We start from the raw sequence: 20,205 nt of genomic DNA on the forward strand, positions 1-20,205 counted from the left end.
GATGCGGGCCTCCGGGTTCGCGTCCGTACCGGCCTCCGCGACGGCCGCCGTACACGCCCCGCCGCGCGGCCCGGCGCCCGCCGGGGCCCTCCGGGCACCCGCCCGTCCGGCGGCCTCCGCGGCCCCCGGGCAAACCCCGGCCCCACCGGCGGGCGCCGAGTCCTCCGCCGTCTACCGGGCCGGCGCCCGGCGCCCGGCCGCCGCCCCTCCCGACGGCCCGCGGCGCCGGATGCCGGCCGCCAAGCTGACCGGTCTCGGCTGCTGGCTGCTGGCGACGCTGGCGCTGCTGGCGTTCGCCTTCGTGGACCGGCTGCTGTTCGGCGGCGCACCGACCGCGTACGGCGTCTGCTATCTGCTGGTGGGTATCGGCGCCGCGGTCTGGGTCAGGCCGTACGACCTGGTCTGTGCGCCGGTCACGCTGCCGATCGCCTTCACGCTCGGTGCGCTGCCGATCCAGCACGGCGGGGACGGGTTCGAGGGGCTGCTGATGGGTCTCTTCACCGTCCTCGCGCTGAACGCGGGCTGGCTCTACGCGGGCACGCTGGTCTGCGCGCTGCTCGCGATCGTCCGGCGGGTGCTGCTCATCGCCCGGCGTCGGGCCAGCCGACCGGTGAGTCGACCGCAGAGCGCACCGCGCGGGCAGCGGAACCGGCCGCCGTCGCGGGCTGCCGACCGGCCCCGGCCGCGGCCCGGGAACCGTCCGCGGCAGGTGGCTCGCCAGCCCGAGCGGCGTGCGCAGCCATCGCGGCCCCCACAATCCCCGCATTGTTCTGAAGCTGAGCCGGCACGATCTCGGCCCTGATGCCCTCGATCAGCGGCAGGAACTTCTCCGCCTTGCGGCTCACCCCGCCGCCGATCACGAACAGCTCGGGCGAGAAGAGCATCTCGACATGGGCGAGGTACTTCTGGACCCGGTGGGCCCAGTGCTGCCAGCTCAGCCCTTCGTCCTCCTTGGCCTTGGTGGAGGCGCGCTTCTCGGCGTCATGGCCGTGCAGCTCCAGATGGCCGAGCTCGGTGTTGGGGACGAGGCGGCCGTCGATGAAGACCGCGCTGCCGATGCCGGTGCCGAGGGTGAGCACGACGACCGTGCCGGACCGGTCGCAGCCCGCGCCGTAGCGCATCTCGGCCAGGCCGGCCGCGTCCGCGTCGTTGAGCAGGGTGACCGGGCGGCCGGCGGACTCGCCGCCCAGCCGGCCGGTGAGCAGGGCGTCGGCGTCGAGGCCGATCCAGCCCTGGTCGACATTGGCGGCGGTACGGGTCGTCCCGTCGGTGACCACTCCGGGGAAGGTCGCACCGACCGGCCCCGTCCACCCGAAGTGGTCCACGACTTGCTTGACGCAGTCCGCGACCGCTTCCGGGGTGGCCGGGTGCGGGGTCAGTACCTTGTAGCGCTCCTCCGCGAGATCGCCGCGCGCCAGATCCACCGGGGCACCTTTGATGCCCGATCCGCCGATGTCCACACCGAAGACCCTCATGGGAAAAGGCTAGGCGTGGACGGGGCGGCTCGCCCCCGGGATGCGGCGACTCGTGGCCCCGGGCGGCGAACCGGCGGCGGGCTCTACTCCTCGGTGGCGGCCTGGGCCTCGGCGCGCAGGTCCCGGCGGAGCTCCTTGGGCAGCGAGAAGTGGATGGACTCCTCGGCGGCCGTGAGGGTCTCGACGTCCTCGTAGCCGCGCGCGGCGAGCCAGTCCAGGACACCGTGGACGAGGATGTCGGGGACCGAGGCGCCGGAGGTGACGCCGACCGTGCCGACACCCTCCAGCCAGGTCTCGTCGATCTCCTCGGCGTAGTCGACCAGGTGGGCGTCGCGGGCGCCGGCGCCCAGCGCCACCTCGACGAGGCGCACGGAGTTCGAGGAGTTCTTGGAGCCGACGACGATGACCAGATCGGCCTCGGCGCCCATCTGCTTCACCGCGATCTGACGGTTCTGGGTGGCGTAGCAGATGTCGTCGCTGGGCGGCGAGAGGAGGTTGGGGTAGCGGCCCTTGAGGGCGTCCACCGTCTCCATGGTCTCGTCGACCGAGAGGGTGGTCTGGGAGAGCCAGACGACCTTGTCCGGGTCGCGGACCTCGACGTTCTCGACGTCCTTGGGGCCGTCGACGAGGGTGATGTGCTCGGGCGCCTCACCGCTGGTGCCGATGACCTCTTCGTGGCCCTCGTGGCCGATCAGGAGGATGTCGTAGTCCTCCTTGGCGTAGCGGACCGCTTCCTTGTGGACCTTGGTGACCAGTGGGCAGGTCGCGTCGATGGTGGCGAGCTTGCCGCGCTTGGCCTCTTCGTGGACGACCGGGGCGACGCCGTGCGCCGAGAAGATGACGATGTTGCCCTCGGGCACCTCTTCCGTCTCCTCGACGAAGATGGCGCCCTTCTTCTCAAGGGTCTTCACGACGTACTTGTTGTGCACGATCTCGTGGCGTACGTAGACGGGCGCGCCGTACTGCTCAAGGGCCTTCTCGACGGCGATGACGGCGCGGTCCACGCCCGCGCAGTAACCACGGGGGGCGGCGAGCAGGACCCTGCGGCGCGAAGCGGCTTCGCCCGGGGTGGTGGCGGGAGTCGGGCTGGGCGAGGAAGTCATGCGTCCCATCGTAAGGGCGTGCCCCCGGCCCCGAAGATCGGCCGCTGGCCCAGACTGAGGGCGGCACGCAGCGAGGAGGCACGGATGCCGGGCACGAGCGGCAGCGGGGAGGAGGGGGCGGAGGACGGCGCGGCGGCCGGCGCCGCCGGTGGGGGCGCGGACTCCGGCGCTCCCGGTGGGCTGCGGCGGACGCTGACCTTCCGGGATCTGCTGGTCTACGGTCTGCTGTTCATCGCCCCGATGGCGCCGGTCGGCATTTTCGGCACGCTGCAGGCCAGGTCGCACGGTGCGGTCACGGTCGTCTACCTGGTCGCGACCGTCGCGATGGCGTGCACCGCCTCCTCGTACGCCCACATGGTGCGGGTGGCCCCGCGGGCCGGGTCGGTCTACGCGTATGCGCGGGTGGGGCTGGGCGAGGGTGCGGGGTTCGTCGCCGGATGGATGGCGATGCTGGACTATCTGCTGATTCCGGCGGTGGCGTATCTGTTCTCCGGGATCGCGCTGCACGCGCTGGTGCCGGCCGTGCACGCGTGGGTGTGGACGGCGCTGGCGGTGGTGGTGACCACGCTGCTGAATCTGGCGGGCGTACGGACCGCGGCCCGGGTCGGGTTCGCGGTGCTGGCGATGGAGATCGTGGTGCTCGCGGTGTTCGTGGTGTCGGCGGTCGTCGTGCTGGTGGCGCACGGGGCGCAGCGCGGGTGGGCCGCGCCGCTGACCGGGGAGGGCGGTTTCTCGGCGGGGGCGGTGCTGTCGGCGGTGTCGGTGGCGGTGCTGTCCTATCTGGGCTTCGACGCGATCGCCTCGTTCGCCGAGGAGGCCGGGGGCGGGCCGGACCGGGTGGCGCGGGCGCTGCTCACCTGCCTGGTGGTGGCCGGGGTGCTGTTCGCGGTGCAGACGTATCTGGCGGCGCTGCTGATGCCGGTGAGCGCGGCGGATCTGGCGGCCCGGCCCGCGGAGCAGGGCACGGCGTTCTACGCCACGGTCGACTCGGCGGTGGGGCGGTGGCTGCGCGATCTGGTGGCGGTGAGCAAGGCGGTGGGCGCGGCGTTCGCGGCGCTGGCCGGGCAGGCCGCGGCCGGCCGGCTGCTGTTCGCGATGGCCCGGGACCGGCGGCTGCCGGGGGCGATGTCGAAGGTGGACGCGGCCAGCGGGGCGCCGCGCCGGGCGCTGCTGGGGGCGGCCCTGGTGACGCTGGTGGCGGCGGTGGGCGCGGCCCGCAGGGACGACGGGCTCGACCAGCTGTCGTCGATCGTGAACGTGGGCGCGCTGACGGCGTTCGGGCTGCTGCACGCCTCGGTGCTCGGCTGGTTCTGGATCCGGGGACGGCGCGATCGCCGGCCGGGGCGAAGCGGGGCGCCCGGGGGCGGGGCGCCGAGCGTGCTGTGGCATGCGGTGGTGCCGTTGCTGGGGCTGGCGGTGGTGATCGCGGTGGTCGTCGAGGCGTCCGCCACCGCGCAGCTCGTGGGCGGGGTCTGGCTGCTGGCGGGGCTCGTGGTGCTGGCGGCGCAGTACGGCGGGCGGGCGCGGGCGGGTGGGGTGCGGGGGTGACGGGAGCCGGCCCACCCCGCCGCGGACCGCCTCCCCGCCGCCACGGACCGCGCGGCCGCCGCCACTGTCAGTGCCCGCCGCTACTCTCGCTCGTATGGCTGTTTCTACGTCCCCGGAAACGCCGATCCCGGTCGGCGAGGTGTCCCGGCTCATCGGCGGCTGGATCGAGCGGCTCGGCGCGGTATGGGTCGAGGGGCAGATCACCCAGCTCTCCCGGCGGCCCGGCGCGGGGGTGGTGTTTCTGACGCTGCGTGACCCGTCGTACGACATCTCGGTGAGCGTGACGTGCTACCGCCAGGTCTTCGACAAGGTCGCCGAGGTGGTCAGCGAGGGCGCCCGGGTGGTGGTGCACGCGAAACCGGAGTGGTACGCCCCGCGCGGCCAGCTGTCGCTGCGGGCCGCCGAGATCAAGCCGGTCGGGGTCGGGGAACTCCTCGCCCGGCTGGAGCAGTTGAAGAAGTCGCTGGCGGCGGAGGGTCTGTTCGCGGCGGACCGCAAGAAGCCGCTGCCGTTTCTGCCGCAGCTGATCGGCCTGGTCTGCGGCCGGGCGAGCGCCGCGGAGCGGGACGTATTGGAGAACGCCCGGCATCGCTGGCCGGCCGTCCGTTTCGCGGTGCGCAACGTGCCGGTGCAGGGGGTGCATGCGGTCCCGCAGGTGATCGCGGCGGTCCAGGAGCTGGACGCGCTGCCCGAGGTGGACGTGATCATCGTGGCCCGGGGCGGCGGCAGCGTGGAGGATCTGCTGCCGTTCTCCGACGAACAGCTCGTACGGGCCGTGGGCGCGGCCGTGACCCCCGTCGTCTCGGCGATCGGCCATGAGCCGGACAGCCCGCTGCTGGATCTGGTCGCCGACCTGCGCGCCTCGACCCCGACGGACGCCGCGAAGAAGGTGGTGCCCGATGTCGGCGAGGAGCTGGCCCGGGTCCAGCAGCTGCGGGAGCGGGCGCGGCGGGCGGTCGACGGCTTCGTGCAGCGGGAGGAGCGGGGGCTGGCGGCGGCGCTGCACCGGCCGTGCATACAGCGCCCGCAGCGGATGGTCGAGGACCGGGAGGAGCAGGTCACGGCGATGCTGGAGCGCGGCCGGCGGACCCTGGGGCATCTGCTGGACCGCGCCGACTCGGAGCTGACGCACACCCTGGCGCGGGTGGTGGCGCTCTCCCCCAAGGCGACGCTGGAGCGCGGCTATGCGGTCCTCCAGAGGCCGGACGGGACGGCGGTGCGCTCGCCGCAGGAGGTCGAGCCGGACGACACCTTGCGGGCCCGGGTGGCCGAGGGCGAATTCCGGGTGCGGGTGGACGGCGCCCCGGGCGCTGCCACGGCCGCCGAATAGTGCAGGGACGGACTCTTAGGGTGGGAGACATGGCGAAGGCGAAGACGGACGACGCGGCGGACGCGGAGCAGGGTGCGGCGGCCGGGGCGGCCCAGGTGCCCCCGGTGGACTCCACGCTCGGCTACGAGCAGGCGCGGGACGAGCTGATCGAGGTCGTCCGCAGCCTGGAGGCGGGCGGCACGACGCTGGAGGAGTCGCTCGCGCTGTGGGAGCGCGGCGAGGCGCTGGCGAAGGTCTGCCGCCGCTGGCTGGACGGTGCGCGGGCGCGGCTGGACGCGGCGCTCGCGGAGTCGGACGAGGCCGGGGCCGGGGCCGAGCGCGCGTAGGAGGGTTCCCCTTCGCTCTCCGCGAGCACGCGGGCCGCCCCGGCGGCCCACACTCACCGGAACCCCGGAACAAAGACGACGCCTGTGAGCCGACTCACAATGAGCCGAATTTAGTTGAACCTTCACACACTTCGCCTACAGTGGATCCCGTAGCGTTCTCCGACGGCTCCGCACCCACCGGTGCCCGCAGGACCGCAGAACCCGAGCCCCCCACCCGACTCACCGAGGTGCCTTTTATGTCTCTCGCCCTTGACGCCGCCGCTCAGGACCTCCTGTTCCGTGAGGCCCAGACCGCCAACACGTTCACGGACGAGCCGGTGACGGACGAGCAGATCCAGGCCGTCTACGACCTGGTGAAGTACGGCCCGACCGCCTTCAACCAGACGCCGCTGCGGATCACCCTGGTCCGTTCCCAGGAGGCCCGTCAGCGCCTGGTCCAGCACGCCATGGGTGCCAACGGCCCGAAGACCCTGAGCGCACCGCTGACCGCCGTCCTCTCCGTGGACCTGGACTTCCACGAGAAGCTGCCGACGCTCTTCCCGGCCGCCCCCGGCATCAAGGACGCGTTCTTCTCCGAGGCCGCGGCCCGCGAGGTGGCCGGCACCCAGAACGCCACCCTCCAGGCCGGCTACTTCATCGTCGGCATCCGCGCCGCCGGTCTGGCCGCCGGCCCGATGACCGGCTTCGACTTCTCCGGCATCGACAAGGAGTTCTTCGGCGACGGCAAGCAGAAGTCCTTCCTCGTCATCAACATCGGCAAGCCGGGCGCCGACGCCTTCTTCCCGCGCTCGCCGCGGCTGGCCTTCGACGAGGCCGTCACCGCCGTCTGAGCCCGCCCCCGGCAGGCACCCGCCGGCCCGGACCGGCCGCACCACGCATGAGGCCGCCGCACCCCTCCCGGGTGCGGCGGCCTCAGCCGTGTCGCGGTTCCTCAGCCCTTCTTCGCCACCAGCGCGGCGGCCAGATCGGCGAGCCGCCCGTACGGCGCGGTGCCGGTGACGACCGTGGTCACCCCGGACTCCTCACGGACCAGTGCCCGGTACTTGTCGCCCTGGTAGCGGTCCCACTTCTTGCTGCCGACGGCCTGCTTGCCCTCGGCCTTGGTCGCGCCGAGGGTGACGTCCTTGATGAATTTCCGCGGCAGGGCATCGCTCTGCTCGACGGCCGCGTACTCCTGCTCCGGGTCGAGCATGCCCAGATGCCAGGCGCCGCCCTTGCCGTCGTCGCTCGCCTTGTACGAGACGGAGGTGGCGCGCCAGGTCTTGGGCAGCCCCTCGGGCGCGGCGACCGCATACGGCGCCGTCCGCCGGGCCGTGATCAGTTCGACGCGGTAGTCGACCCGCTTGACCGCGCTCCGCGCCGCGTCCGCGCTCTCGTCGTGCGGGATGAAGATGTAGATCGCCCCGACGAGGATGCCGATCACCGCCAGCGACAGGACCATGTCCCGCACCGTTTGCCTGCCTCGCATACCTGCCACGTCCCTATGGTCCCCTATGGCCGCCGCGGGCCCGACAGGCCCCCCGGTCAGGGCCGTGACCTGCACAAACTCTCCGGCACCCGGTGCCCCCGCGGCTGCTCATGCGTGGGGCCCTCTGCTCATTTTGGCGAGGTACGGATAAGGTCGGTATCACCCTCATCCTTCACGGCCGTCGCCGTACAGAAAGGTGCGCTCGATGACCGAGCATCATCTCCCGTCCCAACTCGAGGTCAGCCCCGAGGCCCCGGACCGCAACCTCGCCCTGGAGCTCGTCCGGGTGACCGAGGCCGGTGCCATGGCGTCGGGCCGCTGGGTGGGCCGAGGTGACAAGAACGGCGCGGACGGCGCGGCGGTCAAGGCCATGCGCGCCCTGATCCACACCGTGTCGATGAACGGCGTCGTGGTCATCGGGGAGGGCGAGAAGGACAACGCCCCGATGCTCTACAACGGCGAGCGCGTCGGCGACGGGACCGGCCCGGAGTGCGACGTGGCCGTGGACCCGGTGGACGGGACGACGCTGACCGCCAAGGGCATGGCAAACGCCGTCTCCGTGCTGGCGGTGGCCGAGCGCGGCTCGATGTTCGACCCGTCCGCGGTCTTCTACATGGACAAGCTCGCCACGGGCCCGGAGGCCGCCGACTTCGTCGACATCACGGCCCCGGTGGCCGTGAACATCAAGCGGATCGCCAAGGCGAAGAAGTCCGCGGTCGAGGACGTCACGGTGGTCATCCTGGACCGCCCCCGCCACGAGGGCCTGGTCAAGGAGGTCCGGGAGGCCGGAGCCCGGATCAAGTTCATCGCCGACGGCGATGTCGCCGGCGCGATCATGGCCGCCCGTGAGGGCACCGGCGTGGACCTGCTGCTGGGCATCGGCGGGACGCCGGAGGGCATCATCGCGGCCTGTGCGCTGAAGTGTCTGGGCGGCGCCTTCCAGGGCAAGCTGTGGCCCAAGGACGACGAGGAGCGCCAGCGCGCGCTGGACGCCGGGCACGACCTGGACAAGGTGCTGGAGATCGACGACCTGGTCCGCGGCGACAATGTCTTCTTCGTCGCCACCGGCATCACCGACGGCGAGCTGCTGCGCGGGGTCCGCTACCGCGCCGAGAACGCCTACACCCAGTCCCTGGTGATGCGTTCCAAGTCCGGCACCATCCGCCAGATCGACTCCCAGCACCGGCTGTCGAAGCTGCGCGCCTACAGCTCGGTGGACTTCGAGCGCCCCAGCTAGCGGCGAGCCCTCGCGGCCCGCACCCGTACACACACTTCGCCCCCGCCGGAGAGTCTCCGGCGGGGGCGAAGTGACCCCTGCGTCCGGTGTGCGCCGTACGGGCCGAAGCCGGTGCCGCGGCGGTCAGCCCGCCGCGGGCATATGGGCCGTGCGCTGGAGCTCACTCTCCCGGCGCCGCCGGCGGGTCAGCACGACCCGGCGCTCGGCCGCGGTCAGACCTCCCCAGACGCCGTACGGCTCGGGCTGGAGCAGCGCATGCTCCCGGCACTCGACCATGACGGGGCAGCGGGCACAGACCCGCTTCGCGGCCTCTTCTCTGGCCAGCCGGGCGGCGGTGGGCTCCTTGGACGGGGCGAAGAACAGCCCGGCTTCGTCCCGGCGGCACACCGCCTCCGAATGCCAGGGGCCGGCCTCGTCGCGAGCAGGCACTTGCTGGGACGGAACGACAGCGGCATCCTGCAGGGGCTGTTGCGGTAGCAGCACGGTCTACTCCTGACGACGGCTTCGGCGCGAGAATCACCCTTGCCCGTCTCGCTGCGCACGGCCTTTTTCCGCACCCCGCAGCCGTACGAGAGACGATGCACCAGCCCTACCCGCTGTACGCACGCTTATGCACACCGTGGCGATCGTGCGACAACGAGAAAAGCGTCAGCGGACGAACCCTCCGGGAACACCGGACCGCCGCCCTCCCGGAACGCCGGCACGGCCGCAACTCCCCGGCCCCCGCGGCCCGTCCGCCGCCGTCGCCGCCGTCAGCCGTCCATGCCCTTACGGAACCGGTCCCGGCGCTCGCGCCGTTCGGCGCGGTGCCGCTCGTGCCACTCCCGCTGCTCCTGCCGCAGCTGCCGGTGGTCCTCCCACACCTGCCGGCGCAGCTCCCGGTGCCCCTCGCGCAGCCGGTCGCGCAGATCGCGGATCCAGGCCCCGCGCTTGGGCTTGGCCTCCACACTGCCCAGCACGGCATAGCCGTTGACCTGGACCTGCGGGGCGTCGGCGTCACCCGCCTCATGGGTCTCGACCTCGAAGCTGCCGAGGATGCCGGAGCCGCTGCTGCGCAGCGTGATGTTCTCCGGGACCCGGATCTCCACACTGCCGAAGACCGCCGTGACATTGATCTGGATCTGCTGCTGCGGGAAGACCGCCTCGGTCAGATCGATCTCGACGCTGCCGAAGAACGCCACGGCGTTGATCCGCGCCGGGGCCTGCCAGCGGCCCTTGCGGACGGCGGCGCTGAAGATCGCGACGAGGTTCTGGTCCGCCGCCGGGGCGGCGGGCCCGTAGGCAGACCCGCCCGAGTCCGGCCGCGCACGGCTGCCGCCCGCCGCGGGCAGATCCCGCACCACGGGCTCCAACTCGCCCATGGTCTTGGCGCGGTAGACCGCGTCGATCCGCTCGGCGTGCTCCTCCGGGTCCAGCCGGCCCTCCGCCAGCGCCTCGCGGAGGATCTCGGCGATCCGGTCGCGGTCCGCGTCGGACGCCCGGATATCGCGTTCGGCCACCGCGGGCGGGGCCGGCGCCCCGGCCGCCGGCTTGGTCATGTTCAGCGGTTTCCGCTCCTGGAGCCGGTCCTGCTCCTGAAGCGGTCCGGGCGGGGTCTCAGGGCCCGGACGTCCCCCGTTGTCTGCATCCACCGACTCAGCGTACCGAAACGCGATAGATCGCGACCAGGGTCCGCGGATCCGGCCCCGGGAATCGAACAGATCCGGCCGCGCGCCGACTGAGCCCTACCTCACAGCGGCGTCCGCGCGCCAGGGTTCTACGCTGTTCAGGCGCTGCCGTAGATGCCAGCCGGACCTCTCCGAGTAAGGAATGACCTTCAATGCCGGAATTCGCCTACACCGACCTGCTCCCCGTAGGTGAGGACAACACCCCGTACCGTCTCGTCACTTCGGAGGGCGTGAGCACCTTCGAGGCCGACGGCCGGACGTTCCTCAAGGTCGAGCCGGAGGCGCTGCGCAAGCTGGCCGCCGAGGCGATGCACGACATTTCGCACTATCTGCGCCCGGCCCACCTCGCCCAGCTCCGCAAGATCCTGGACGACCCCGAGGCCAGCGCCAACGACCGCTTCGTCGCGCTCGACCTGCTCAAGAACGCCAACATCGCCGCCGCGGGCGTCCTCCCCATGTGCCAGGACACCGGCACCGCGATCGTGATGGGCAAGCGCGGCCAGCACGTGCTGACCGAGGGCGGCGACGAGGAAGCGCTCTCCCGCGGCATCTACGACGCCTACACCCAGCTGAACCTGCGCTACTCGCAGATGGCTCCGCTGACCATGTGGGACGAGAAGAACACCGGCTCCAACCTCCCGGCCCAGATCGAGCTGTACGCGACCGACGGCGGCGCCTACAAGTTCCTCTTCATGGCCAAGGGCGGCGGCAGCGCCAACAAGTCCTTCCTCTTCCAGGAGACCAAGGCGGTCCTCAACGAGGGCTCCATGATGAAGTTCCTGGAGCAGAAGATCCGCTCGCTCGGTACGGCCGCCTGCCCGCCGTACCACCTCGCGATCGTCGTCGGCGGCACCAGCGCCGAGTACGCGATGAAGACCGCCAAGTACGCCTCCGCGCACTACCTGGACGAGCTGCCCGCCGAGGGCTCCCCCACCGGTCACGGCTTCCGCGACAAGGAGCTGGAGGAGAAGGTCTTCGAGCTGACGCAGAAGATCGGCATCGGCGCCCAGTTCGGCGGCAAGTACTTCTGCCACGACGTGCGCGTCGTCCGACTGCCCCGCCACGGCGCGTCCTGCCCGGTCGCCATCGCCGTCTCCTGCTCCGCCGACCGCCAGGCCGTCGCGAAGATCACCGCCGAGGGCGTCTTCCTGGAGCAGCTGGAGACCGACCCGGCCCGCTTCCTCCCGGAGACCACGGACGAGGAGCTGACCGAGGGCGCGGGCCCGGACCTCGACGCGGTGGCCATCGACCTCAACCGCCCCATGGACGAGGTCCTGGCCGAGCTGACCAAGCACCCCGTCAAGACCCGTCTCTCCCTGACCGGCACCCTGGTCGTCGCCCGCGACATCGCCCACGCGAAGATCAAGGAACGCCTGGACGCCGGCGAGGACATGCCGGAGTACCTCAAGAACCACCCCGTCTACTACGCCGGCCCGGCCAAGACCCCCGAGGGCTACGCCTCCGGCTCCTTCGGCCCGACGACCGCGGGCCGGATGGACGCCTACGTCGAGCAGTTCCAGGCGGCCGGCGGCTCCAAGATCATGCTCGCCAAGGGCAACCGCTCCCAGCAGGTCACCGACGCCTGCGGCACCCACGGCGGCTTCTACCTCGGCTCCATCGGCGGCCCCGCCGCCCGCCTCGCCCAGGACTGCATCAAGAAGGTCGAGGTCCTCGAATACGAGGAACTCGGCATGGAAGCCGTCTGGAAGATCGAGGTCGAGGACTTCCCCGCCTTCATCGTCGTCGACGACAAGGGCAACGACTTCTTCCAGGACCCGGCCCCGGCACCTACGTTCACCAGCATTCCGGTGCGCCAGGGCAACTGATCGCCTGACCTGCCGACAGGAAACCGCAGAGCCCTCGACGTTGTGTCGGGGGCTCTTGCTGTACCTGTGCCGTCCCTGCCCGCACGACGGCGTATTCCGATCTACCCAGGAGACAGCGAACCGGACCGCGCCGCGCCCCTCCCGGGACCCGGTTTATGCGAAGACGCGCATAGTCGCGAGAGTGCATGGACGCAGCGGCGTCACCCCTCGTACCGTCGTGACTACCGGCCCAACTGGGGCCGCGAAACAGGGGGTTTCGCATGTCTGAGCGTGCTGGGCTCACCCGACTCACGGGCAATGGCAATGGGGAATGCGGGGCGGACGATTGCCCCAACATCTACTTGACGGAGAACGGAGCGTTCGTGGTTCAGGGCGAGGTGTTCAGCGGCTTCGCTCCGCCCGAGGGCGAGGGCCTTGTAGAGATCCCGGAAAGCGTACTGCGGGAGGCGATCCGTGTTCTTGGATGGTGATGAGTGGCGGACAAAGTTCCGCGACTTCCAGCAGGAAGCCTGGCGACTGGAGACCCTGCCGCAGTATCTAGTCCCTCAAGAGGCGGAAGAGATCGAAGAGTTCCGAGCAGGGAAGCGAATCGATCCGGAGACGTTCTCCTGTGATTACACCGAGCGCCTGAGGCAGCAGCGACGGGACGGCCGGAGTCAGGGGCGTGTCCATGTGGTGACGCAGCCTCTCTCCGAGTATCTGGAATTCGAGTTCTCTCGGTACTACCGGCCGCACGCCCGAGCCGGCGAGGACATCCGAATCCTTGACGTGACCAACCGGGAGAACCCACTTCCCGAAGTCCAGGACTTTTGGATGTTCGATCGGTCCACCGTCGTCCTCATGCACTACGAGTCGGATGGCACCCAGATCAGCCGCGAAGTGTACGAGGGAGACCCGGCCCCGTTCATCGAGTATCAGCGGATCGCGGTAGCCGAGTCCGTTCCGTTCCTGGAGTACGTGAAGGAGTGACGTTCGCGCCAGAGCAGTTGGACCAGTCTGCACAGGACCTGGCTGCCCGACTGAAAGAACTACGCAAGAAGGCCGGTCTCTCAGGGGACCGGCTCGCTGCGCGTTGCAACATCTCCCAGTCCAAGGTGAGCCGCATCGAGAATGGGAAGGTACGCCCCTCACTCATCGACATAGAGCAGATCCTCAAGGCGCTGGACGCTTCCCCCGAGGTGGTCGCAGAAGTGACCCACCTGGCCAGGGTCGCCAATACGGAGTGGCGGAACCTTCGAGAGCTGCGCCGTAAAGGACTAGGGACGCGGCAAGCGGAACTGAAGGCACTCGAATCGTCCTGCACCCACATGCGGTACTTTCTGCTCTCCATGATTACCGGCCTGCTGGCCACCCCCGAATATGTACGGGCCAGCCTGTCCAACTCACCCGTGGACACCAGCAGGGCAGTGGCCGGAAAACTGGAAAGGCAAGCGATCCTCTATGACCAGTCGAAGCGATTCACCTTTCTGCTGACAGAGCAGGCAGTCAGGTGGCCCGTGGTTCCTCCGCTTGCTTTGGCCGAGCAGATGGACCGTCTGGCCTCGCTCACTCACTGGCCCAACATCGATATCGGCGTAATCCCTGTTGGCACACCCACAAGCACCACCCCCTTGAACACCTTCACCATCTATGACTCATCGCTGGCCACGGTCGAGACCATGACGGGGAGCCTTGTACTTCGTGATGGGCGGGACGTCAAAAGCTATCTGGAAGATTTCACGCACTATGCGGAGTGCGCGCTATTCGGAGATCAAGTGCGGGCGAAACTCGCAGATTGGGCGGCGACCTGCCGTACATGATCTTTAGTCGAATACGCGACTGAACGACACAACAGCCGAAACCCCGGTAGAACATTTCTTGTTGCCGAGCAAACGAACCGGGGAGGCAATCACCGATGAGCGACGCGAAGACGGCGACGGAGCGGCCCTTTTACCTGCCACTCCCTCCTAACGACCCCGAACCAGCTGAGGGATGTGACGTCTGTGCCGCGCTGGTAAAGCAACGCGCAGAGGCGCGAGCCAGCGGCGACTTCTCCGCGGCGTCCGATCGCAATGTGGAGCTGGCGGCACATCCGCATCGCAGGGCCGCCGATCGGAAAATCTCGTCCGTTCCGGACGGCCCGCCGGTCCGGAAATCCACAAAAGAGGAGGCTGGTGAATGAGCATCCCCGCCGTCGACAGCTACGACACGCGCACGCCCGACGCCGAAGGATGGCGCGGAGTCCCCTTCCGGTACCCCCACGACCTGGTGACCGCTGAGGACGACGGAGGGAAGCATGACGGAGGGCCAATGCCCCCGGAGGCCCCCCCGGGAGCCCGCACCGCAGGGAGGCGACGGCAAGTAGGCCCTGTGTCTAGCTGAACGGCCCCTGTCGTCCACCTCTCCCTGGCGGATGACAGGGGCTCCCCCGTCCTGGCAGGCATCCCCAGCAGGTGCCCTGTTCAACGGCTTCCCGAAGCGCGCCCCCGCCCCGTACTCCGCCGTATCCGCGCCCGTACCGCCCGCTGGGCCACCGGCCCCAGGTCCTCCAGTACGCCGACCAGGCCGGACAGTTGCTCCAGTGCGTCCAGGGCCGCCAGCGCGCCCTCCGGGTCCACGCCCTCGTACAGCTCCAGGCCGACGAAGCCCGCGGCGAGCGCCCGCGAGAGGCCGGCGACGTCCACGAAGGCGGCGAGCGGCGTCCCGGCCAGTACCCGGGCCAGCACCGCTTCGATCTCCTCGATCCACGAGGCGAGGCCGGCGGCGGTCGCGGGGGCGAGGCGGGGCTGGGTCTGGGCGCCGGCCAGGAGCTGGGCGAGGACGGCGACATGGCCGGCGGCGCGTTCCTCGGTGTGCAGTTCCCGGCCCAGTGCGAGGAGTTCGGTGAGGCTGCCGACCCGGGCGAAGCGTTCGCGGTAGTGCTCGACTCGCTGCTCCGCGCCGTAGCGGCAGGCGGCGGCGAGGAGTTCGTCGACGCTGCCGAAGTGGTAGAAGACCAGGGCCTGGTTGACGCCCGCGGTGGCGGCGATGGTGCGGGCCGAGGTCTTGGTGATGCCCTGCTCGGTGAGCGTTTGCAGCGCTCCGGCCAGCAGTTTCGTACGGGTGTCGGTGGTCACGTCCGCGCCTCCTCGCGCACCGGCCGCAGCCCGGCGCGCACTCCGCGCTCGGCGACGTTCACGAACTCGGCGTCGAAGGACCCCTCGTAGCCGAAGAGCGGGCCGAACCGCCGGTTGCCGACCCGTACCTGGATGCGGAAGCACCCGGCAGCGTCATCGTACGACTCGCGCACCACGGCGTCGCCGCCGATCAGGTCCGGCACCCGGACGTCGACCGGCCCCTCCCGGAAGCGGTGCTCGCCGGAGCGGATGACCAGGGCGCCGGTGTCGTCGACCGTGAAGTGCAGGTCGGTGGCGAGGTGCTGATGGGTGCCCAGGTAGTCGACGACGCAGCCGCGCTCGGGGCTGAAGACCATGGTGGCGTCGAAGCGGCGGGGGCGGCGCGGGAAGGCGAAGGTCCGGACGAAGGTGACGGTCTCGCGGCCGAAGGAGTCCGTGTACGGGACGTTCTCGATGACGAAGGGGATGTCCCGGCCGGCCTGCGGGACGAGGATGTGGCGGCTGCCGCCGAGGGCCAGGAATGGCCGGACGAAGCTGCGGCCGTGCCAGATCCGGTCCATCGTGCCCCGCCCGACGCATGCCTCACCGCTGTCGAGCCCGACGGAGAAGCGCCGCCGGACCTGCGGGTGCAGCCGGTCGAAGTCGGCGCCCAGGGCGCGCTGGAATATCGAGGTCATGACTGCTCCAGGGTGGCGAGGAGGGCGGTCGGGGCGACGGCGCTGCCCTCGCGTCCGGCGGCCCGCTCCGGCGGGCGGCGCAGACAGCGGCGGGCGGCGGGGGTGACGGGCAGCGGCGGCAGCAGCAACGCGGCGCCCGCCACCGCGAGGACGGGCCCCACGGCCACGGCGCCGGGCACCACGGCCGCGGTGACGAGGACGGCCGCGATACGGACGAACAGCTCGGCGAGGGCGTGCCGCAGCGACCGCTCGGGGGTGATCCCGCGCTCGCACCACAGCCGCAGCCGGTCGAAGGACCAGGCGGTGGCCCAGCCCATGAGCGGCCGGAAGACGAGCCGGTCGGCGAGCCGGCCGAAGCGCCCCCAGCGCGGCCGGTAGTCGTATCCGGTGAGGAACCGCAGCTCCGCGCCGTCCGGTATGTACCGCCAGTACCCGCGGCCCTCCTTGATGAGCGAGAGCGGATGCGCCGAGGCGAAGCGGAGGGCGGAAGTCCGGGTGCCGTCGGGCCGGTTGCGTTCACCCGCCGAGACGCCGGTGCCGTCGACCGTGAGCAGCGGCAGCACGCGGGTGGCGTAGCGGAAGCGCTGCGGCTCCCCCGGCGCGCACGGCAGGTAATCGATCTCGCTGAACCTCAGGTCCCAGCGTTGGTGCCGGTCCGGCAGCTGGCTCCGGTCCCACACCTCGTCGAGCCCGGCGCGGATGCGCGCCTCCACGTACAACCCCATGCGACTGCCTCCACCCCAGACGTTTGAGCGACTGCTCAAACGCAGCGTAGAGCGTTTTGAGCAGTCGCTCAAGGCGGTTGTCCGGACGGGGGGTTCGGGCCGGCCCACCGTGGCCGGACCCGGAACCCGCCGTGGCCTGACCAGGAACCCGCCGCGGGTCCGGCGGCCGCGAGCGCCCCGCAGGCAGGTGACTTACGGCCGTGCCCGGGAACAGATCGCCGTTTCCGGGCACTGACATAGGTATGAGTGACAACAGCGCATTCGGCGACTCCGACGACTTCCGGACCGAGCACGACTCCATGGGTGAGGTGCGGGTCCCGGCGCACGCCAAATGGCGGGCGCAGACGCAGCGGGCGGTGGAGAACTTCCCGGTTTCCGGGCAGCGGCTGGAGCGGGCGCACATCGCGGCGCTGGCCCGGATCAAGGGGGCGGCCGCCCTGGTCAACGGCGAGCTGGGGGTGCTGGACAAGGAGATCGCGGAGGCCGTTCAGGAGGCTGCCGCCGAGGTCGCCGAGGGGCGGTGGGACGAGCACTTCCCCATCGACGTGTTCCAGACGGGGTCCGGCACGTCCTCGAACATGAACACCAATGAGGTCCTCGCGACGCTGGCGGGTGAGCGGCTGGGCCAGGAGGTGCATCCGAACGACCATGTCAACGCGAGCCAGTCGTCCAATGATGTCTTTCCGTCGTCGATCCACATCGCGGCGACCTCGGCGGTCCTCAACGATCTGATTCCGGCGCTGGAGCATCTGGCGGAGAGCCTGGAGCGGAAGGCGGAGGAGTTCGCCGAGGTCGTGAAGTCGGGGCGGACGCATCTGATGGACGCGACGCCGGTGACGCTGGGTCAGGAGTTCGGCGGCTATGCCGCCCAGGTGCGCTACGGCGTCGAGCGGCTGCGGGCCTCGTTGCCGCGGCTGGCGGAACTCCCGCTGGGCGGCACGGCGGTGGGGACGGGGATCAACACCCCGCCCGGGTTCTCGGCCGCGGTGATCGCCGAGGTGGCGCGGGTGACCGGGCTGCCGCTGACCGAGGCGCGCAATCACTTCGAGGCGCAGGGGGCGCGGGACGCGATCGTCGAGACCAGCGGGCAGCTGCGGACGATCGGGGTCGGGCTGACGAAGATCGCCAACGATCTGCGGTGGATGGCCTCGGGGCCGCGGACCGGGCTCGCCGAGATCGCGCTGCCGGATCTCCAGCCGGGTTCGTCGATCATGCCGGGGAAGGTCAACCCGGTGATCCCGGAGGCGGTGCTGATGGTGGCGGCGCAGGTCACCGGCAATGACGCGACGGTGGCGGCAGCGGGGGCGGCCGGCAACTTCGAGCTGAATGTGATGCTGCCGGTGATCGCGAAGAATGTGCTGGAGTCGGTGCGGCTGCTGGCCAATGTGTCGCGGCTGCTGGCGGACCGTACGGTCGACGGGATCACCGCGAACGTGGAGCGGGCCCGGGAGTACGCCGAGTCGTCGCCGTCGGTCGTCACCCCGCTCAACAAGTACCTCGGGTACGAGGAGGCGGCGAAGGTCGCCAAGAAGTCCCTCGCCGAGCGGAAGACCATTCGCGAGGTGGTGCTGGCGGGCGGCTATGTCGAGCGCGGGCTGCTGACCGAGGAGCAGCTGGACGAGGCGCTGGACGTACTGCGGATGACGCACCCGTAAAGCGGCGCGGCGCAGGATAGCGCGTTCGTTACGCCCGGTGCGGCTCACGTCACGGCACGCTGCGGGCCGCACCTCTAAGATCTGCGCATGACAGCGGACATGGTGGACACGACGGAAGGCGAGGCGGCCGGCGGTCGCGGGGCGGCCGGGGCGAGGCGGGCGGCGGACGGGGCGCGCTGGGCGCCGGGGGACCACATCCTCTGGCGATATCGCGACAACGCCGATGCCGGGCGGTTCCACATCTGCCGGCCGATGACCGTTGTCCAGGACACCGATGAGCTGCTGGCGGTGTGGATGGCGCCCGGCACCGCCTGCATCAAGCCGGTGCTCGCCGACGGCACACCGGTGCACCGCGAGCCGCTGTCCACCCGCTACACCAAACCGCGCCGGACCGCCCGGGACCACTGGTTCGGCACCGGGGTGCTGAAACTGGCCCGGCCCGGCGACCCGTGGTCGGTGTGGCTGTTCTGGGAGCGCGGCTGGCAGTTCAAGAACTGGTACGTCAATCTGGAGGAGCCGCGCCGCCGTTGGGCGGGCGGCATTGACTCCGAGGACCACTTTCTCGACATCTGTGTCTTTCCGGACCGGCACTGGGAGTGGCGGGACGAGGACGAGTTCGCCCAGGCGCAGCGGGACGGTCTGATGACGGATTCTCAGGCCGCCGAGGTGCGGTCGGCGGGACGGGCCGCGATCGCACAGATCTCGGCCTGGCGCGCACCGTACGCCGACGGCTGGGAGGACTGGCGGCCCGATCCGGCCTGGAGTGTTCCCCGGCTCCCGGCGGACTGGGACCGCGCGCCGGAGCGTTTGCGGTCGTGAGGGAGTGAAGCGAAACGACGTGAGTGAAGGGGACGAACCGTGGAAAGGTGCGCCTGTGGGCAAAGCTGTTTCCCGCGGGGCGGGAGGCGGGGCCGAGCCCCCTTGCTGCGCCCCGGGCCTTCAAACGTAGGATCGTCCTCCGCAAGACTGCACAGGCGCAACTCCAGAACTGGAAAACGAACTTGACCGCGGTCGCAGGAGGGGCGAGGTCGTGAGCGCGACTAGCTACGACGGATATGAGGGGCTGAACCGGTTAGCACTGGACCGGGCCGGCCAGGCCGAGGCGTTCGACGCGATCGGCGACCGGTATGACGATGCCTTTCCGCACAAGGAGGGGCAGCTCGCCTCGGGCGCCTGGCTGGCCGACAACCTGCCGGCCGGCTCGCGCATCCTGGACCTCGGATGCGGTACGGGCCTGCCGAGCGCCCACCAGCTCGCGGACGCCGGGCACCGCGTCGTGGGTATCGATCTCTCCCCCTCGATGATCAAACTGGCCCGGCAGAACGTCCCCGTTGCCGACTTCCACCGGCTCGACATCGCCGATCTGCGCGGCGGCCGGCTCGGCGGCCCCGGCTCCTTCGACGGTATTGCCGCTTTTTTCTCCCTTCTCATGCTGCCCCGTGCCGAAATCCCTTACGCATTGGGCATGCTCCATGATCTGCTACGTCCTGAGGGGCTGCTCGCCCTGTCGATGGTCGAGGCGGATGTGGACGACTTCACGATTCCGTTCCTGGGCAACTCGATCCGGGTATCGGGTTACCTGCGGGACGACCTGCGCCGGGTCGTGCACGACGCGGGTTTCGACGTCGTCGGGGAAGATGCCTACGCATACGCCCCGTCAAGTACGGACGTACCACCCGAGATCCAGCTCTTTCTGCACCTGCGACGCGCTTGAGACGCAGCGCGTCGGGCGCGGCCGCACGGACGGCCCGCTCGGAACGCGGCGCGTCGGGCGCGCAGCCCCGGACGGATGGAATCCCACGCGTGACGGAGCACCCCACCTCCCACGAATCGCGGCAGTCGGCACCGACCGCCGCGTCCTCGCTGTCCCCTGCCCGGGGGCCGGCCGGGACGGCGCCGCTCGGCGCGGTCCCCGACCCGCGCAGCGCCCTCCAGCAGCCCGGCGCGGCCGGCTGCGTGCCGGTGCCCGGCACCGGCTTCGCGGTGCGCGGCGGTGACGACATAGGTCTCGCCGGTGTCACCGTCACGGCCTCGGCGGGCTCGCCGGCCGGCCGGGACGACGGCGAGCCGGCC

General features: G+C 70.8%; 20 protein-coding genes and 1 pseudogene. 13 read left to right on the plus strand and 8 right to left on the minus strand.

Annotated elements, in window-relative coordinates; all coding sequences use genetic code 11:
* Window positions 1-229: 229 nt before the first annotated feature.
* Window positions 230-571 (plus strand): annotated as a pseudogene (locus ACZ4XD_RS26660) (DUF6542 domain-containing protein); the annotation flags it as partial.
* A 10-nt stretch (window positions 572-581) separates the two neighbouring features.
* On the opposite strand, the gene ppgK reads toward ACZ4XD_RS26660, so the two are convergent.
* A complete protein-coding gene (gene ppgK / locus ACZ4XD_RS26665) occupies window positions 582-1,475 on the minus strand; it encodes a polyphosphate--glucose phosphotransferase (RefSeq protein WP_468046118.1) in 894 nt (297 codons plus the stop codon).
* An 83-nt stretch (window positions 1,476-1,558) separates the two neighbouring features.
* Window positions 1,559-2,578 carry a 4-hydroxy-3-methylbut-2-enyl diphosphate reductase gene (locus ACZ4XD_RS26670; RefSeq protein WP_468046120.1) on the minus strand — a complete coding sequence of 340 codons (1,020 nt, stop codon included), beginning with the start codon at window positions 2,576-2,578 and terminating at the stop codon, window positions 1,559-1,561.
* A gap of 84 nt (window positions 2,579-2,662) precedes the next feature.
* Between ACZ4XD_RS26670 and ACZ4XD_RS26675 the strand changes: the two genes are divergently transcribed.
* The 4 genes from ACZ4XD_RS26675 to ACZ4XD_RS26690 all read left to right on the plus strand — a co-directional run bounded on the left by ACZ4XD_RS26675 (window position 2,663) and on the right by ACZ4XD_RS26690 (window position 6,612).
* The gene (locus ACZ4XD_RS26675; RefSeq protein ID WP_468046122.1) at window positions 2,663-4,126 is read left to right on the plus strand and encodes an APC family permease; all 1,464 of its coding nucleotides are present in this window, start codon (window positions 2,663-2,665) and stop codon (window positions 4,124-4,126) included.
* Between the two features lie 94 nt (window positions 4,127-4,220).
* Window positions 4,221-5,456, plus strand: coding sequence for an exodeoxyribonuclease VII large subunit (gene xseA, locus ACZ4XD_RS26680; protein WP_468046124.1), 1,236 nt, complete (start codon window positions 4,221-4,223; stop codon window positions 5,454-5,456).
* A gap of 29 nt (window positions 5,457-5,485) precedes the next feature.
* A complete protein-coding gene (locus ACZ4XD_RS26685) occupies window positions 5,486-5,782 on the plus strand; it encodes an exodeoxyribonuclease VII small subunit (protein WP_468046126.1) in 297 nt (98 codons plus the stop codon).
* 236 nt (window positions 5,783-6,018) lie between these two features.
* Window positions 6,019-6,612 carry a malonic semialdehyde reductase gene (locus ACZ4XD_RS26690; RefSeq protein ID WP_468046128.1) on the plus strand — a complete coding sequence of 198 codons (594 nt, stop codon included), beginning with the start codon at window positions 6,019-6,021 and terminating at the stop codon, window positions 6,610-6,612.
* 101 nt (window positions 6,613-6,713) lie between these two features.
* Here ACZ4XD_RS26690 and ACZ4XD_RS26695 read toward each other — a convergent pair whose 3' ends face one another.
* Entirely contained in the window at window positions 6,714-7,250 is a 537-nt protein-coding gene (locus tag ACZ4XD_RS26695; protein ID WP_398829651.1) for a DUF4245 domain-containing protein, read from the minus strand.
* Between the two features lie 205 nt (window positions 7,251-7,455).
* Between ACZ4XD_RS26695 and glpX the strand changes: the two genes are divergently transcribed.
* A complete protein-coding gene (gene glpX, locus ACZ4XD_RS26700) occupies window positions 7,456-8,487 on the plus strand; it encodes a class II fructose-bisphosphatase (protein ID WP_042148076.1) in 1,032 nt (343 codons plus the stop codon).
* A 123-nt stretch (window positions 8,488-8,610) separates the two neighbouring features.
* On the opposite strand, the gene ACZ4XD_RS26705 is transcribed toward glpX, so the two are convergent.
* Window positions 8,611-8,970 (minus strand): WhiB family transcriptional regulator, encoded by a 360-nt coding sequence (locus tag ACZ4XD_RS26705; protein ID WP_042148074.1) that lies wholly within the window; start codon window positions 8,968-8,970, stop codon window positions 8,611-8,613.
* A 269-nt stretch (window positions 8,971-9,239) separates the two neighbouring features.
* Window positions 9,240-10,025 (minus strand): DUF1707 SHOCT-like domain-containing protein, encoded by a 786-nt coding sequence (locus tag ACZ4XD_RS26710; RefSeq protein WP_468046240.1) that lies wholly within the window; start codon window positions 10,023-10,025, stop codon window positions 9,240-9,242.
* A 281-nt stretch (window positions 10,026-10,306) separates the two neighbouring features.
* On the opposite strand from ACZ4XD_RS26710, the gene ACZ4XD_RS26715 reads away from it, so the two are divergent.
* The 4 genes from ACZ4XD_RS26715 (at window position 10,307) to ACZ4XD_RS26730 (ending at window position 13,779) form a co-directional block, all read left to right on the plus strand.
* Window positions 10,307-11,980, plus strand: a complete 1,674-nt coding sequence (locus ACZ4XD_RS26715; RefSeq protein WP_468046131.1) for a fumarate hydratase — start codon at window positions 10,307-10,309, stop codon at window positions 11,978-11,980.
* A gap of 260 nt (window positions 11,981-12,240) precedes the next feature.
* On the plus strand, window positions 12,241-12,450 hold the full coding sequence (locus tag ACZ4XD_RS26720) for a hypothetical protein (RefSeq protein WP_468046133.1): 210 nt from the start codon (window positions 12,241-12,243) through the stop codon (window positions 12,448-12,450).
* Entirely contained in the window at window positions 12,434-12,949 is a 516-nt protein-coding gene (locus tag ACZ4XD_RS26725; RefSeq protein ID WP_468046135.1) for a DUF6879 family protein, read from the plus strand. Before ACZ4XD_RS26720 ends, ACZ4XD_RS26725 begins: the two co-directional genes overlap by 17 nt.
* Window positions 12,946-13,779 carry a helix-turn-helix domain-containing protein gene (locus tag ACZ4XD_RS26730; RefSeq protein WP_468046137.1) on the plus strand — a complete coding sequence of 278 codons (834 nt, stop codon included), beginning with the start codon at window positions 12,946-12,948 and terminating at the stop codon, window positions 13,777-13,779. The genes ACZ4XD_RS26725 and ACZ4XD_RS26730 overlap by 4 nt, the downstream gene beginning before the upstream one ends.
* 642 nt (window positions 13,780-14,421) lie before the next feature.
* On the opposite strand, the gene ACZ4XD_RS26735 is transcribed toward ACZ4XD_RS26730, so the two are convergent.
* From ACZ4XD_RS26735 to ACZ4XD_RS26745, 3 genes are read right to left on the minus strand one after another with little or no spacing between them, the layout of a single operon-like run.
* Complete coding sequence (locus tag ACZ4XD_RS26735; RefSeq protein ID WP_468046139.1) at window positions 14,422-15,075, minus strand: TetR/AcrR family transcriptional regulator; 654 nt, start codon at window positions 15,073-15,075, stop codon at window positions 14,422-14,424.
* Window positions 15,072-15,752, minus strand: coding sequence for a DUF4166 domain-containing protein (locus ACZ4XD_RS26740; protein WP_468046141.1), 681 nt, complete (start codon window positions 15,750-15,752; stop codon window positions 15,072-15,074). Before ACZ4XD_RS26740 ends, ACZ4XD_RS26735 begins: the two co-directional genes overlap by 4 nt.
* Window positions 15,749-16,477 carry a hypothetical protein gene (locus tag ACZ4XD_RS26745; protein ID WP_468046143.1) on the minus strand — a complete coding sequence of 243 codons (729 nt, stop codon included), beginning with the start codon at window positions 16,475-16,477 and terminating at the stop codon, window positions 15,749-15,751. The genes ACZ4XD_RS26740 and ACZ4XD_RS26745 overlap by 4 nt, the downstream gene beginning before the upstream one ends.
* Window positions 16,478-16,719: 242 nt before the next feature.
* Here ACZ4XD_RS26745 and ACZ4XD_RS26750 point away from each other — a divergent pair, with 242 nt between their 5' ends.
* From ACZ4XD_RS26750 to ACZ4XD_RS26760, 3 genes are all read left to right on the plus strand, one after another.
* The gene (locus ACZ4XD_RS26750; protein WP_468046145.1) at window positions 16,720-18,132 is read left to right on the plus strand and encodes a class II fumarate hydratase; all 1,413 of its coding nucleotides are present in this window, start codon (window positions 16,720-16,722) and stop codon (window positions 18,130-18,132) included.
* An 87-nt stretch (window positions 18,133-18,219) separates the two neighbouring features.
* Complete coding sequence (fomD, locus tag ACZ4XD_RS26755; RefSeq protein ID WP_468046147.1) at window positions 18,220-18,951, plus strand: cytidylyl-2-hydroxypropylphosphonate hydrolase; 732 nt, start codon at window positions 18,220-18,222, stop codon at window positions 18,949-18,951.
* A 211-nt stretch (window positions 18,952-19,162) separates the two neighbouring features.
* Window positions 19,163-19,846 (plus strand): class I SAM-dependent DNA methyltransferase, encoded by a 684-nt coding sequence (locus ACZ4XD_RS26760; protein WP_042148055.1) that lies wholly within the window; start codon window positions 19,163-19,165, stop codon window positions 19,844-19,846.
* Window positions 19,847-20,205: the final 359 nt, after the last annotated feature.

This window comes from Streptomyces sp. NPDC029466 (assembly GCF_055574515.1).

Excerpts from the sequence above, each read along its gene's own strand:
- ppgK (WP_468046118.1), bottom strand. The coding sequence starts at position 1,475 with ATGAGGGTCTTCGGTGTGGACATCGGCGGATCGGGCATCAAAGGTGCC.
- ACZ4XD_RS26670 (WP_468046120.1), bottom strand. The coding sequence starts at position 2,578 with ATGACTTCCTCGCCCAGCCCGACTCCCGCCACCACCCCGGGCGAAGCC.
- ACZ4XD_RS26675 (WP_468046122.1), top strand. The coding sequence starts at position 2,663 with ATGCCGGGCACGAGCGGCAGCGGGGAGGAGGGGGCGGAGGACGGCGCG.
- xseA (WP_468046124.1), top strand. The coding sequence starts at position 4,221 with ATGGCTGTTTCTACGTCCCCGGAAACGCCGATCCCGGTCGGCGAGGTG.
- ACZ4XD_RS26685 (WP_468046126.1), top strand. The coding sequence starts at position 5,486 with ATGGCGAAGGCGAAGACGGACGACGCGGCGGACGCGGAGCAGGGTGCG.
- ACZ4XD_RS26690 (WP_468046128.1), top strand. The coding sequence starts at position 6,019 with ATGTCTCTCGCCCTTGACGCCGCCGCTCAGGACCTCCTGTTCCGTGAG.
- ACZ4XD_RS26695 (WP_398829651.1), bottom strand. The coding sequence starts at position 7,250 with ATGCGAGGCAGGCAAACGGTGCGGGACATGGTCCTGTCGCTGGCGGTG.
- glpX (WP_042148076.1), top strand. The coding sequence starts at position 7,456 with ATGACCGAGCATCATCTCCCGTCCCAACTCGAGGTCAGCCCCGAGGCC.
- ACZ4XD_RS26710 (WP_468046240.1), bottom strand. The coding sequence starts at position 10,025 with ATGACCAAGCCGGCGGCCGGGGCGCCGGCCCCGCCCGCGGTGGCCGAA.
- ACZ4XD_RS26715 (WP_468046131.1), top strand. The coding sequence starts at position 10,307 with ATGCCGGAATTCGCCTACACCGACCTGCTCCCCGTAGGTGAGGACAAC.
- ACZ4XD_RS26720 (WP_468046133.1), top strand. The coding sequence starts at position 12,241 with ATGTCTGAGCGTGCTGGGCTCACCCGACTCACGGGCAATGGCAATGGG.
- ACZ4XD_RS26740 (WP_468046141.1), bottom strand. The coding sequence starts at position 15,752 with ATGACCTCGATATTCCAGCGCGCCCTGGGCGCCGACTTCGACCGGCTG.
- ACZ4XD_RS26745 (WP_468046143.1), bottom strand. The coding sequence starts at position 16,477 with ATGGGGTTGTACGTGGAGGCGCGCATCCGCGCCGGGCTCGACGAGGTG.
- ACZ4XD_RS26750 (WP_468046145.1), top strand. The coding sequence starts at position 16,720 with ATGAGTGACAACAGCGCATTCGGCGACTCCGACGACTTCCGGACCGAG.
- fomD (WP_468046147.1), top strand. The coding sequence starts at position 18,220 with ATGACAGCGGACATGGTGGACACGACGGAAGGCGAGGCGGCCGGCGGT.